This window comes from Pseudoalteromonas sp. P80D2 (genome assembly GCF_036680945.1).
GTDB classification, from domain to species: Bacteria; Pseudomonadota; Gammaproteobacteria; order Enterobacterales; family Alteromonadaceae; genus Pseudoalteromonas; species Pseudoalteromonas shioyasakiensis.
In genome coordinates this window covers 1-13209 of record NZ_JAZDAR010000023.1, presented here as the reverse complement: position 1 = coordinate 13209, position 13209 = coordinate 1, and the positions used below count along the sequence as shown (strand labels likewise).

General features: G+C 40.9%; 11 protein-coding genes and 8 tRNA genes. 15 read left to right on the top strand and 4 right to left on the bottom strand.

Annotated features, from left to right (window positions below):
• Positions 1 to 171: 171 nt before the first annotated feature.
• Both VRK28_RS04780 and VRK28_RS04775 read left to right on the top strand, forming a co-directional pair.
• Positions 172 to 687 (top strand): VC2046/SO_2500 family protein, encoded by a 516-nt coding sequence (locus VRK28_RS04780; RefSeq protein WP_332393597.1) that lies wholly within the window; start codon positions 172 to 174, stop codon positions 685 to 687.
• 173 nt (positions 688 to 860) lie between these two features.
• Positions 861 to 1160, top strand: a complete 300-nt coding sequence (locus VRK28_RS04775; RefSeq protein ID WP_062566987.1) for a DUF6172 family protein — start codon at positions 861 to 863, stop codon at positions 1158 to 1160.
• 75 nt (positions 1161 to 1235) lie between these two features.
• Here VRK28_RS04775 and VRK28_RS04770 read toward each other — a convergent pair whose 3' ends face one another.
• The 3 genes from VRK28_RS04770 to VRK28_RS04760 form a co-directional block, all read right to left on the bottom strand.
• Complete coding sequence (locus tag VRK28_RS04770; RefSeq protein ID WP_054564020.1) at positions 1236 to 1676, bottom strand: hypothetical protein; 441 nt, start codon at positions 1674 to 1676, stop codon at positions 1236 to 1238.
• A 155-nt stretch (positions 1677 to 1831) separates the two neighbouring features.
• Complete coding sequence (gene cysK / locus VRK28_RS04765; protein WP_058583732.1) at positions 1832 to 2800, bottom strand: cysteine synthase A; 969 nt, start codon at positions 2798 to 2800, stop codon at positions 1832 to 1834.
• A 195-nt stretch (positions 2801 to 2995) separates the two neighbouring features.
• Complete coding sequence (locus VRK28_RS04760; RefSeq protein ID WP_156426513.1) at positions 2996 to 5329, bottom strand: carbohydrate binding family 9 domain-containing protein; 2334 nt, start codon at positions 5327 to 5329, stop codon at positions 2996 to 2998.
• A 215-nt stretch (positions 5330 to 5544) separates the two neighbouring features.
• Between VRK28_RS04760 and VRK28_RS04755 the strand changes: the two genes are divergently transcribed.
• From VRK28_RS04755 to VRK28_RS04695, 13 genes are all read left to right on the top strand, one after another.
• Positions 5545 to 6696, top strand: a complete 1152-nt coding sequence (locus tag VRK28_RS04755; protein WP_054553767.1) for a dicarboxylate/amino acid:cation symporter — start codon at positions 5545 to 5547, stop codon at positions 6694 to 6696.
• A 108-nt stretch (positions 6697 to 6804) separates the two neighbouring features.
• A complete protein-coding gene (gene uvrY / locus VRK28_RS04750) occupies positions 6805 to 7455 on the top strand; it encodes a UvrY/SirA/GacA family response regulator transcription factor (protein WP_054564041.1) in 651 nt (216 codons plus the stop codon).
• Between the two features lie 8 nt (positions 7456 to 7463).
• Positions 7464 to 9287: an excinuclease ABC subunit UvrC gene (uvrC, locus tag VRK28_RS04745; RefSeq protein ID WP_054553646.1), complete on the top strand. Its 1824-nt coding sequence runs from the start codon at positions 7464 to 7466 to the stop codon at positions 9285 to 9287.
• Positions 9288 to 9329: 42 nt separating this feature from the next.
• Positions 9330 to 9875: a CDP-diacylglycerol--glycerol-3-phosphate 3-phosphatidyltransferase gene (pgsA, locus tag VRK28_RS04740; RefSeq protein WP_062566986.1), complete on the top strand. Its 546-nt coding sequence runs from the start codon at positions 9330 to 9332 to the stop codon at positions 9873 to 9875.
• Between the two features lie 139 nt (positions 9876 to 10014).
• Positions 10015 to 10090, top strand: a tRNA-Gly gene (locus VRK28_RS04735).
• Between the two features lie 12 nt (positions 10091 to 10102).
• Positions 10103 to 10176, top strand: a tRNA-Cys gene (locus VRK28_RS04730).
• A gap of 35 nt (positions 10177 to 10211) precedes the next feature.
• Positions 10212 to 10298 (top strand) — tRNA-Leu (locus tag VRK28_RS04725).
• A 59-nt stretch (positions 10299 to 10357) separates the two neighbouring features.
• Positions 10358 to 10433: transfer RNA gene (locus VRK28_RS04720), tRNA-Gly, on the top strand.
• 39 nt (positions 10434 to 10472) lie between these two features.
• Positions 10473 to 10559 (top strand) — tRNA-Leu (locus VRK28_RS04715).
• Between the two features lie 104 nt (positions 10560 to 10663).
• Positions 10664 to 10739 (top strand) — tRNA-Gly (locus tag VRK28_RS04710).
• A gap of 18 nt (positions 10740 to 10757) precedes the next feature.
• Positions 10758 to 10831 (top strand) — tRNA-Cys (locus VRK28_RS04705).
• A gap of 34 nt (positions 10832 to 10865) precedes the next feature.
• Positions 10866 to 10952 (top strand) — tRNA-Leu (locus VRK28_RS04700).
• A gap of 159 nt (positions 10953 to 11111) precedes the next feature.
• On the top strand, positions 11112 to 11558 hold the full coding sequence (locus VRK28_RS04695; protein WP_062566985.1) for a hypothetical protein: 447 nt from the start codon (positions 11112 to 11114) through the stop codon (positions 11556 to 11558).
• A 17-nt stretch (positions 11559 to 11575) separates the two neighbouring features.
• Here VRK28_RS04695 and VRK28_RS04690 read toward each other — a convergent pair whose 3' ends face one another.
• The gene (locus tag VRK28_RS04690; protein ID WP_062566984.1) at positions 11576 to 12994 is read right to left on the bottom strand and encodes an alanine/glycine:cation symporter family protein; all 1419 of its coding nucleotides are present in this window, start codon (positions 12992 to 12994) and stop codon (positions 11576 to 11578) included.
• Between the last annotated feature and the right edge of the window lie 215 nt (positions 12995 to 13209).

The following is a 13209-nucleotide window of genomic DNA, read 5'->3' as shown; positions in this document are numbered from 1 at the left end:
GCGAAGGCTGAGCCGTCAGATTTACAGTCTGATCCCTTTGGCCGCTCGGGAACCCCTCCAATGCAACGGCGCTGATAATAGCAAACTTATTATTTAAGTAAAGAAAAAAACTAAAGAAAAATGCATAAATGCCGATAACTGGTTAATCAAGAAACTATTTGGCTAAAGACTATGCAAATTGATGATTTGTTGCTCACAGAGAGCCAACTCGATAATCGTCTAAATAAAAGTGTTCACGAGCACCGCTCTGGAGAATTTGCTTTATTACTAGCAATGCTTTCTCATGATGCGCTCGATTTTAGCCAGTTTCACCTGCCAAAAACTGAATTAAGCAATCCTGAAGTATCTGAATCTGCTTTGCGCACCGAGTTAGGTGCAGGCCCCACACAACCATTAGCTCCCGAACAGTTTGATATGCTGATTGGGCAAGAAAATGCACTTAGACTATTGCAAGGTGGTTTATCAGACATCAGATTACGTCATTGTTTAAACCCAGAGCCACTGAATGTTCGTGATGATAAGCAACATGTGCCGCTAGAAGTGATTGATAACTGTGAGCCTGCAGTTAGAAAACGCTTTTATGAAAAAAATAAACCCGTTGAGCGCCCACAAATCGATGCAGCTGCATTTTATGATAGCCTTACTGACGAGGCGATACATCAACCTCTTCATTTAGCTACAGCTTAGGTATAAGTGGCTTAATCGAAATGTCATAGACTTCGAATACACTAAGAATAAGCTAAGAATAGACTTATATTTAAGTAAAACTGCAAAAAGTACAGCTAAATTAAGATGTGCTTGTTATAATAGCAGTCTATGGCTTAATGCCATTGTCATTGAACCAAGTTACTAGGACTATAATGAAGAAAACATTCACGCTAAACCACGAGAAAATTAAATATCCTCGTATGGTTGATGCAGCCAAGCACGAAGTAAAAAAATACTTAAAACGTGAGCGTAATAAAACACTCCCAGCAGGCGCCGACTATTGGGCGTTTGACTGTAAGTTTGGTGAATCACCGGATGAGGCCAATGTCGTTCACGTGGCAGAGATTAATAAATGTATTAGCGATATCGAAGCAAAACAGCTTACATCGTTTTACGTTGAAATCTTAGCGCGTCCTGCACAGCGTCAACATCAAGAGTTTGACGAAGAGTAATATCCATACTGTTCTGCAGTAATACTCTTTCAAAAAAAAGGGCCCTTCAGGCCCTTTTTTAGTTTTCGTAATTAATTATCGCGCAAATGGATCGGCATTAATTTTTTCAATGTACCACTTGCCTTTTTTACGCATCATTTTCACACTGCGCATATCATCAATTTTCTTACCATTAAAATAACCCGTAAAAATCAAATTGATGTTAGCTTTATCGCCATATTGTTCGCGTAGACTCATGTTAGTCATATCGACTTCAATCACCACTTCATCGTATTGCATATTAACCAGGTTACGAGCGAACTGCCCAGCGGTGCCATAAGATTTCATAATTCGCGCCATTTTAGGCGTGGCATATTCCATCGCAAGATTTAAATCGTTTTGGTTGTATAAAGCATCAAAATAGAGAGTCGCTACATTACCTGGGGTATTTTTTTCGCCCTTTGGTGCGTCTTCAGAACCGCAACCGAAAAGAATGCTGCTACTTAGAAGGATAAAAGTTAAAAGTATATTTTTCATTGTTGTAGTTTTTCGAGTGAACTTAAAATTAAGTGTGTGACTAAATGAGCATGATGTAAAGTTAACTCGGTAAAATTATTGGTTTTATTTATTTTAGGTAATAAAAAAGGATGCATGTCTGCATCCTTTTTTAACAACTAAGTGATTCTTAGTGGTTACTGAACTAGCTCTTTATCGCTGAACTCTTCAGCAAATAATGGGCTAGATAAGTAACGCTCAGTCGCACTTGGTAAAATTACCACAATGTTCTTGTCTGCGTTCTCTGGTTTTTCAGCAAGGCGTTTTGCCGCAACTACTGCTGCACCAGAAGAAATACCCACTAAAATACCTTCGTTTTTCATCAGTTCATGAGCCATAGCAATCGCATCTTCATTTGATACTTGCTCTGCAGCGTCTACAACTTCTAAATCAAGGTTGCCAGGAATGAAGCCTGCACCGATACCTTGGATTTTATGAGGGCCTGGTTTAACTTCTTCACCAGCTAATGTTTGGCTAATAACTGGAGAGTTAGTTGGTTCAACAGCAACCGATTGTACATTTAAACCTTTTTCTAGTTTAAGGTAACGGCTAACACCCGTAATAGTACCACCAGTACCAACACCTGCTACGAAGATATCAATTTTACCGTCCATTGCTTCATAGATTTCAGGGCCCGTTGTTTCAAAGTGAATTTTCGGGTTAGCTGGGTTTTCGAACTGTTGTAAAAGAATGTATTTTTCAGGCTCACTGGCTTGAATTTCTTTTGCTTTTTCAATCGCGCCATTCATACCCTTAGCGCCATCAGTCAATACTAGGTTAGCACCTAAGGCTTTTAATAATTTACGACGCTCTAAGCTCATTGTGTTAGGCATAGTAAGGGTTAGCTTATAGCCACGAGAAGCTGCTACGAACGCAAGTGCGATACCTGTGTTACCTGAAGTCGGCTCGATTAACTCTTTTTCTTTGGTTAATACACCTGACTTTTCTGCTTCCCAGATCATTGAAGCGCCAATACGGCATTTAACACTGAAGCTTGGGTTACGTGATTCAACTTTAGCAAATACATTACCTGAGGTTACGCGGTTAAGCTTTACAATTGGTGTATTACCAATCGTTAATGAATTATCTTCAAAAATGTTAGACATAGTGTTCCCTTGGAAGCAATTTATTCAATCGTTGATCAACTAGCTTAGGCTAGCGATCTGTAATAGTCACACTTTACTGTGGTGAAATAAAAACGAAAGTAAAGTTTGGCTATAACATATAGCGAATAGGCTTATAGCATTTAGTAATAAGGTGGGAAAAGAAGGGCGCGCACCAAAAGGTGCGCTAATAGGGTCTTAAAGCAACCAAGCGTAGCTAAACTTGGCAAATAACGTACGCTGCTCTTTAGTAATTGATGATAGCTCATCATCTTGATAGCCATTATCTGAGTAACCAGCAAAGAATACCGTTTGCGGGTTCAGCTTGTAAGAATACAACAGCTGAGTGGCTAGGTTTTTATATTGGCTATCTACATTATCAATGTAATTAGCCTGGTTGCGTTCTAAATCGGTATAAATGACTGCAAGGCGTAAAAAGCTATTCACGTTGAATTGGTAAGTAAAACGTACATCACTTAAGTTGGCGGTAAATACTTCACTGCCATCGGCTTCAAGCTGCTCATAAGTATGACGTAAACGCACTTCAAAATGCTTACCAAGGTTCATATTCAGCACAGGGCGTATATGGAACTTATCACCAACGCGGTTATTCGCTAAATCAACGGCATTACCTGTATACATATATAGAGAAGCAAATACTCCAGCTTTTGGTTTAAAGTCACTGTAAAAGCCAACGCCATTTTCGCTAAACAAGTCAGTGTTGCCGTCGATATCTAAACGTGATTTATCGTGGCGAAGGCCGGTGCGGTTACGGTGTTCAACAGAGACCTCAAAAAAGCTCTGTAACGGGCCGCTGACTGAAAAACTAGTTTGTGCTTCTTTTTCAAGAAGTTCGTTATTTTCGTTGTGGGTAATATCCCAATCGGCGTAAAGGTTAGCGCGATTCCACCAATTGCCTTTATCGCCATACCAGCGGTATTCGCCACCAGTCGTAAACTTTTTAAAATCAACTTGTGAGATAAAGCCCAAGTCAGCTCTTAAATCAGCATCACGGTAATTATAATCAGCGAAGGCACGCCAGTACTTCTCGTCGTGTTGATACTTTAGGTAGTAGCCAGTACCTGATTGCTGTTCTCTACTTAAAACACGAAGTACGCCTTCGTTATAGTCGCAGTCACTATTTAATTCACAGATTACTTGCTCGGGTTGTGAGCAGTTATCACCATCACATAACTCGTCGATAAAATCTTGGCTGTATTGCGTTTGTGACTTTAATACTTGCACTAAGAAAACATCGTTCACTGTTGGTTTGTATTTGCTATCAATACTATAAACCGTGTTTTTATAGTCATCACTTTGTCTGTGTGTTGCCGTTGAACCGAGTGATAATCCTGATTCAAAATCGTATCGATAACGCAGGGCACCGTTTTCACTTTTCTCGTCAAGGGCGACAAGCGATGAGCCTAAATTGCCCGGGATCAACACATTGGTTTGTGTATCATTGGCAATGAAGCCGGCAAATGTATGGCCATTTTTACTTCCGGTGATTTTCGTGCCGTAATCTGGCTGGGCGATATTACGGGTATGAATAAGGTTAAGTGTTGAGGCAAAGTAGTCAGCGTTATCTAAAAAGAAGGCACGCTTTTCTGGGAAGAATAAACTGAAATTATTGTTCACACTCAATTGTGCTACATCCGCTTCAACCTGAGAAAAATCAGGATTAATTGTCGCATTTAGAGTGATATCTGGGGTGATCCCCCATTTAACATCGAGGCTGGCTTCAGTATTGTTTTCTGTCTCCCAATCAGCCACTTGTGCGCCATCAATATCACGGGTCTCATTTTTGCCAAGCACCACAGATGGAATAATCGCCACATTATTGCCTTGCTTTGCTTGTTCAAAACCTTGGTAACTTGGCATTTGGCAAATCCAACAGTTGTTACCATGGTCAATTTGCATATTTGAGATACGTAACCGTTCACTGCGCGGTAAAAAGCGTAAAAACTCCATCGCCATAGTCTTACTTGCTACGCTGTCGTCAAAATTCAATACGCGTAATGGAATGGCAACTTCAACTGTGTAGCCTTTATCATGAATAACACCGACGCTATCCCAAATACCGTCCCATGATGAGCTTTCATGTTTAGTCAGTTCGTTTTCTATTGAATCTTGTTGTACGCCAAGTGGGTTAATAAAAAATTGATAGGCTAATTGAGAATTATTGTATGAATCAATTTTTAGCCCGACTAGGTCATCATCCCAGGCTGCGTCACGGTCACGGTAAAAAGCACGAATAAGCTCTGGGTTTGGATCATTCGCTTCAAAGCCAATAAAAAGTGTTTCGCCATCTTCATAAACATAAGCGTGGGTGGTAACTGGGCTTTTACTGTTTTCATAAGGCCAAGTAACATTGTCTATGGTAATTTTTTTGGCACGTTGCCAACTTGGCTCATTGAGCTGGCCGTCGATTGTTGCCTGCTCTGCAATAAAAGGAAGGGTGACGGGTTGGCTGGTGGCCAAGCTGGTAAAAGGCACGCTTAATAGAGCGGCACTTAACATTGATTTATACATAAGCACTATACGGGTATTCAAAACTGCGAGCATGTTATTAATTTGCAACTTTGTTAACAAATGCAACGCGACAGGGCGCATATATTTACGTTCAAATTAGATTCTAACAAGCTGTGGTGGTAATTTGCGCAGTTAAACGTTAATTTGGCTGTTTTATAACAAAAGTAAACTAAAACGTGGTAAAAGATTACCACCTAAAAATTGAAGTGATCGTTATGAATTTAATTCTAAAATTAATTGCTGGTATTGTTGCCGGTATTTTAGTGGGCTTATATGTGCCACTAACAGGTGTTGAACTCCTTTACACAGTAAAAGAAATAATAGGTCAGTTGATCACCTTTACCATCCCGTTAATTATTTTATTTTTTATCGCATCAGGTATTGCTGGTTTACCAAAAGGGTCAGGCCATTTGTTAGGAAAAACAGTTGGCTTTGCATATGGTTCAACCGTTATTGCTGGAACCTTAGCGTTTTTACTTGTCAGCGCTATGATCCCATTGTTTGATGGCGGTTTAACGTTTGAAGCAGAAGTTGCTACCGAAGTTGGCAGCTTTATTGATTTAGAAATTCCACCTCTAATGAGTGTAATGACAGCACTTGCTGCGGCATTCATTTTTGGTATTGGTATGAGCCAGTTACAGCTTGATACGTTAAAGAAAGTATCTGATCAGGGCCGTGATGTGATTGATGGCTTACTAGCAAAAGTAATTATTCCTGCGTTACCTTTCTACATTGCCGGTGTATTCGCGGAAATGACAGTTGCTGGCACCGTGGTTGATACGCTGCAAACATTTGGTATTGTTTTGCTAGCTGCATTAATTATGCATTGGCTATGGCTTACTGTTTTATATGTATCTACAGGCCTTTTACTAAAGCGTAATCCTTTAGAGCTTGTAAAAAATATGCTACCCGCTTATTTTACTGCTTTAGGTACAATGTCGAGTGCAGCAACAATTCCAGTTTCACTTCGCTCAAGCAAAGCAAATAACGTAAAAGAAGATGTTGCTAACTTTACAGTGCCTTTATGCGCAACTATCCATTTATCGGGCTCAACAATTACGATTGTGACATGTGCAATGGCTGTCATGTTCTTATCACCGAATATGGATGTACCATCGTTATTTGGTATGTTGCCATTTATTATGATGCTAGGCGTTGTAATGATTGCTGCCCCTGGCGCACCAGGTGGGGCAGTTATGTCGGCATTGGGTCTTTTAACAAGTATGCTTGGTTTTAATGAAGGTGCAGTTGCATTAATGATTGCACTTTATTTAGCACAAGATAGCTTTGGTACTGCCTGTAATGTAACAGGTGATGGTATCATTGCCCTATGGGTTGATCGTTTCAGCGAGAAAGCTTCAGCTTAAAATTAATTAGTGAAACGATATTTTGATTTATCGTTTCACTTTTTCTGTGCTAATGTGGCACATTAAATTGTGCGAAAGCAGCTATTTGGGTTATTTGAGGGTGTTCCATTGATTAATGTACTTTTAGTTGATGACCATGAACTTGTACGGACAGGGATCAGACGTATACTTGATGATGTTCGTGGTTTTAAAGTGGTGGGTGAAGCTAAAACCGGTGAAGAAGCGGTGCAATTTTGCCGTCAACATTCACCCGATATCGTGTTGATGGACATGAATATGCCAGGTATTGGCGGTTTAGAAGCGACAAAGAAAATCTGTCGTTATTGCCCAGATGTAAAAATTATTGTGCTTACAGTGCATTGTGAAGATCCATTCCCAAGCAAAGTAATGCAAATCGGTGCTCATGGTTATCTGACAAAAGGTGCCGGCTCTGATGAAATGGTTAATGCCATTCGTGCGGTTAATGCAGGGCAACGCTATATTGCGCCTGAAATTGCACAACAAATTGCCCTTGCTCAGGTAAGCGGTCGCACAGATGAAAACCCATTCCAGAGTTTGTCTGAGCGTGAGCTGCAAATCATGCTGATGATCACTAAAGGTGAGAAAGCGCAAGATATTGCGGATCGCTTGAACCTGAGTTCAAAAACAGTGAATAGCTATCGCTATCGCATGTTTGAAAAGCTAAATGTAGGGGGGGATGTTGAACTTACCCATTTAGCAATTCGTCATAAAATGATCGACATTGATAGCTCGCATTAATTTGCTCAATGTCTGATTTCGAACCAGCCCGTTTTCTAAAAACACTATCAAGTGAGCCCGGTGTCTACCGAATGCTTGATAGTGAAGGGCAAGTTATCTATGTTGGTAAGGCTAAAAATCTAAAAAAGCGCGTAAGTAGTTACTTCCGTAGCAATGTGACTGATAGCAAAACGCGTGTATTAGTAAGTAATATTTGCGGTATTGAAGTCACCCTGACCAACACTGAAACCGAAGCCTTATTACTCGAAAACAACCTAATTAAAAAATATCAGCCTCGTTACAATATTTTGCTGCGAGATGATAAGTCATATCCGTATATTCTTTTAACTGATCATAAGCACCCGCGACTTGCTTTTCATCGTGGTAGCCGAAAAATTAAAGGTGAATATTTTGGCCCATTCCCAAGTGCGGGAGCGGTATCTGAAAGTTTGCGTTTAATGCAAAAAATCTTTCCGGTTCGCCAATGTGAAGATGCGTATTACCGAGCTAGAAGCCGTCCATGTTTACAATATCAGTTAAAGCGCTGCTCAGCGCCGTGTGTGAATAAAATCTCCGATGAAGAATATCAACAAGAAGTTGATTTTGTTCGCAAGTTTTTGTTGGGCAAATCTCATGAAGTCATTGCCGATTTAGTTACTAAAATGGAGCAAGCAAGTAAAGAACTTAAATTTGAGCTTGCGGCCAAAGTGCGTGACCAAATCATGTTGCTTCGAAAAATGCAGGAGCAGCAATCTATTTCAGGTAACCATGCCGAAATGGATGTAGTGGGTTTTGCGCATTTAAATGGTTTAAATGCGGTTCACTTATTAATGATCCGCGACCACAAAGTGCTAGGCAGTAAAACTTATTTCCCTAAAGTGCCAAAAGACTCAGGTGAAGAAGAAATTCTAACTTCTTTTTTAGGACAATATTATCTAGCTCCCGGTGCAACAGGGCGTATTGCTAAAGAAATTATATTACCGTTTAGTATTGAAGAAAGTGAGCCATTAAGCGAAGCGCTTACGGCAATCTCTGAACGTAAAGTGAGTCTAAAAGTTGCTAATCGCGGTGAGCGGGCACAGTATTTAAAACTTGCTAATAAAAATGCACTTAACAGCATTAGTGTTAAGCAAAGCACGCAGGATTCAATCAACAAACGTTACGCACAATTAAAAGAAACATTACGCCTAGATGATATTAATCGCATGGAATGTTTTGATATCAGCCATACAATGGGTGAAAACACGGTAGCAAGTTGTGTGGTGTTTGATTCGCAAGGGCCTAATAATAAAGAATATCGTCGATTTAATGTTACTGGTATCACCGGCGGTGATGATTATGCTGCGATGGAATTTGCACTTAATAAACGCTACAACAAAGTAGTCGATGAAGAAAAAATTCCAGATGTCATCTTCATCGATGGTGGTAAAGGTCAATTATCTCGTGCTGAGCAATATTTTGAAAACTGGCCGCATAATAAAATGCCATTGCTGGTGGGTGTTGCAAAAGGTACTAGCCGAAAACCAGGTTTAGAAACGCTATTAATTGATGGTGGACGTAAAACAATACCACTTGATTCAGATGCGCCAGCGCTGCATTTAATTCAGCATATTCGTGATGAGTCGCACCGTTTTGCCATTGCAGGGCATCGTAATAAACGACAAAAACAACGCACACAATCATTGTTAGAAGAAATTACCGGCGTAGGACAAAAGCGCCGACAAGCATTATTAAAATATTTAGGGGGCATGCAAGGGGTAAAAGCTGCTAATATAGACCAATTAAAACAAGTTCCTGGGATCAGCCCTGAAATGGCTGAAAAGATATTTAATCATTTGCATGACAAGGCGTAGCCTTCGTGCGAATATAGTAAAAAAAGACATCTCCAAGTAGTTATGTGGAATATTCCAAACACACTCACAACCTTTAGACTTTTTCTTATCCCCATTTTTTTGGTGATATTTTATTTGCCTTTCTCATGGGCGTTTTTCGCAGCTGCGTTTGTTTTCTGGCTTGCGTCAATCACAGATATCCTTGATGGCTATCTAGCGCGTCGTTTAAATCAGTCAACGCCTTTTGGTGCGTTCTTAGATCCTGTCGCTGACAAAGTAATGGTGTGTGCAGCACTGGTTGCTTTATCAAGCCACTATCAAAGTTTGTATATGACTATTCCGGCATTAGTGATTATTAGCCGTGAAATTGTTATCTCTGCCTTACGCGAATGGATGGCAGAGCAGGGTAAACGTGACAACGTAGCTGTATCAAACATGGGCAAGTTTAAAACTGCGGCACAAATGCTAGCCATTATTGGTTTGATCTGGCAGTTTGATACATGGATGATCTACTTAAGTTATGGCCTTTTGTACGTCGCAACATTCTTAACGCTTAGTTCTATGTTGCAGTATTTAATGGCAGCATGGTCAGAATTGACCAAAAATTGATCCTAAACGTTTAATTACACACCGTTTTAGATAAAAAATAAGCAAACAGTTCAAAACTAGCATTTTTTATATTGACGCGTTTAATAATCTCTGTAGAATGCGTCCGTGTTGAGAGGGCATAGCCCCCAAGATAAAGAAAGCGGCACTAGCTCAGTTGGTAGAGCGCAACCTTGCCAAGGTTGAGGTCACGAGTTCGAGCCTCGTGTGCCGCTCCAATTATCTAATTTGGCGGAATGGCAGAGTGGCCATGCAGCGGATTGCAAATCCGTCTACCTCGGTTCGACTCCGGGTTCCGCCTCCATTTAATACTCCACATGCTCTTACGAGCGGCCCGATGCCCGGGTGGTGGAATTGGTAGACACAAGGGATTTAAAATCCCTCGCTGGTAACAGCGTGCCGGTTCAAGTCCGGCCCCGGGCACCATTTGTGGTTAACTACAGCACCAAATGTGGTTATAAAAATGATATTAGAGTTAATATGATGCGGCACTAGCTCAGTTGGTAGAGCGCAACCTTGCCAAGGTTGAGGTCACGAGTTCGAGCCTCGTGTGCCGCTCCATATTAGCTTTATCCACTTGCTTTAAATAGCAAACCCGATGCCCGGGTGGTGGAATTGGTAGACACAAGGGATTTAAAATCCCTCGCTGGTAACAGCGTGCCGGTTCAAGTCCGGCCCCGGGCACCATTTTGATAAAGAAAAATTTGCGGCACTAGCTCAGTTGCCAGGACGTTATCATCGCAACCTCAAGGTTGTGCACCAACGGACAAAATACTGACAGAAACAAATTTGCGGCACTAGCTCAGTTGGTAGAGCGCAACCTTGCCAAGGTTGAGGTCACGAGTTCGAGCCTCGTGTGCCGCTCCAATTATTTGGAAGCGATAAGGCGGAATGGCAGAGTGGCCATGCAGCGGATTGCAAATCCGTCTACCTCGGTTCGACTCCGGGTTCCGCCTCCATTCAACACTCCACGCGCTCTATGAGCAACCCGATGCCCGGGTGGTGGAATTGGTAGACACAAGGGATTTAAAATCCCTCGCTGGTAACAGCGTGCCGGTTCAAGTCCGGCCCCGGGCACCATTTATATAAAATACCTCTTCTCTTTTTCATTTATATTTCTTTTTATAATCTCATCAAATTATTTTTTTATTGCCAAAATAGCTTTATAGTTTCCTTAGTCTTTTTAAAACAGCTAACGCGTTTCAAGTTTTAATCAATAAATAGGATCAAGGAAAGATAATGGAGCAATTTAAACGTGGCTTAAATCAGTTTTGGGTAGGCGCCGTATTTGGGCTTTGTCTAGCGATCTCATTAGTACTCATTCCTGTTGCGATTATTATGTCGAACATTAACGACGTACTGAAAATTCATGAGGTGAGCGTGCTTGTCGATAAAGTATCGACTGTCTTTGATAAATCAGAACAAGCCATTAGTAATGCGAAAGCAGCGCTAACCGATTTCGATAATGACGTGGTGATGGATATGCTTACTGCTGTGCAATCTTATCAGCAACAATCGCAGCCATTACTAACCGCAGAACAAAAACAAGCATTAAAAGCGCAAATTAAAGATCAGCTTGTTACTGAGCTTGAGTCAAAGCTTAACGAGCAACAAATTACATTCATATTGTCTGTTTTTGAAAAGTTAGCAAATACAAAAAAGGGAGCACAAACGCTCCCTAAATAAGAATTTACTTAACTAGATTATTTACGCCATGCGCCTTTAGGAATGGTTTGATCTAGCTTTTTGTTTTGCGAAGGATCAAAAGTAGGTAATTTACCTGCCTTACGTTGTGTGTTGTAGTCCTTCGCGAGCCAAATAACGACGCCCGATAACATAAATAAAGCGATTACGTTAACAATAGCCATTAAACCCATCGAAACATCGGCAAGGGTCCATACTAGTGGCAATTCACCAAGTGCACCAAACATCACCATACCAAGTACCAGTAATCGGAAGATCAACATACCCGATGCATGGTTATGCTCTAAGAACAATAAATTGGTTTCGGCATAAGAATAATTAGCAACAATCGAGGTAAATGCAAAAAACAAAATTGCAATCGCAACAAATATTGCACCCCAACTACCAACGTGTTCTTCAAGGGCTGCTTGTGTTAACGCAATGCCTGTCACACCTGAATCAGGTATAAGCTGTTGTGATAATAAAATAAGGGCTGCAGTTGCAGTACATATAATAATTGTATCTACAAATACGCCGAGCATTTGTACATAACCTTGTGAGGCTGGGTGCGGTGGGTTAGGTGTTGCCGTTGCAGCAGCATTTGCAGCGCTACCCATACCAGCTTCATTAGAGAATAAGCCACGCTTAATACCCTGGATCATGGCCTGCATTACACCATAACCTATTGCACCCGCACCCGCTTGCTCGATACCAAAGGCACTATTAATAACATGCATAAATACGTTCGGTAATAAATCGTAGTTCATGGCACACACATAAAGTGCAACTAACAAATAAGCCAGCGCCATAAATGGCACAACCATTTCTGCAAAACGTGAAATAGTTTTTAAGCCACCAAAAATAATAATACCTGACCCTAATACTAAGCCGATACCTACAACATAGTTTGGAATACCAAACGCTACATCAAATGCAGCAGCAATAGAGTTTGATTGAACAGCATTAAATACCAATCCAAAAGCAAGAATAAGGCAAAGAGAAAAGATCACACCCATCCAACGTTTGCCCAAACCATATTCCATATAATAAGCAGGGCCACCACGAAAGTTGCCATCTTCATCGACGGTTTTATATGCTTGAGCAAGGGTACTCTCGGCAAAACTTGTCGCCATACCTATTAAAGCAATAAGCCACATCCAGAAAATTGCACCGGCACCGCCTAAATAAAGTGCAACGGCAACACCTGCCATATTACCCGTACCAACTCGCGCAGCTAGAGAAGTACAAAATGCTTGGAATGAAGAAATGCCATCGCCAGAACCTTGGCGGCTCTGAAACATCACTTTGATCATATGTGGGAATTGAGTGAATTGAATAAAACCAAGTCGAAGAGTGAAAAATAGCCCCGCAGCTATTAAAAGGTAAACCAGAATGTGACCCCAAAGGAGACCACTTATACTATTTATAATGTCTGTCATTTTTCTTGCCTTGTGAGCGAGTGGAAAATCTGCGGCGCAAGTTACCATAACAAGCGAGGAGAGTTTAGTTATTCTGCTAAAAAACATCAGTTATCCACAGTTGTTTGTGGGTAACTTGTTTGCGCTTGGTGGGTATCTGATTAATTTGAAAATATTCAAAAAAACCTTCAAAAAGTGCTTGCGTTAATTCTTCGCATCCCTATAATGCGCATCCA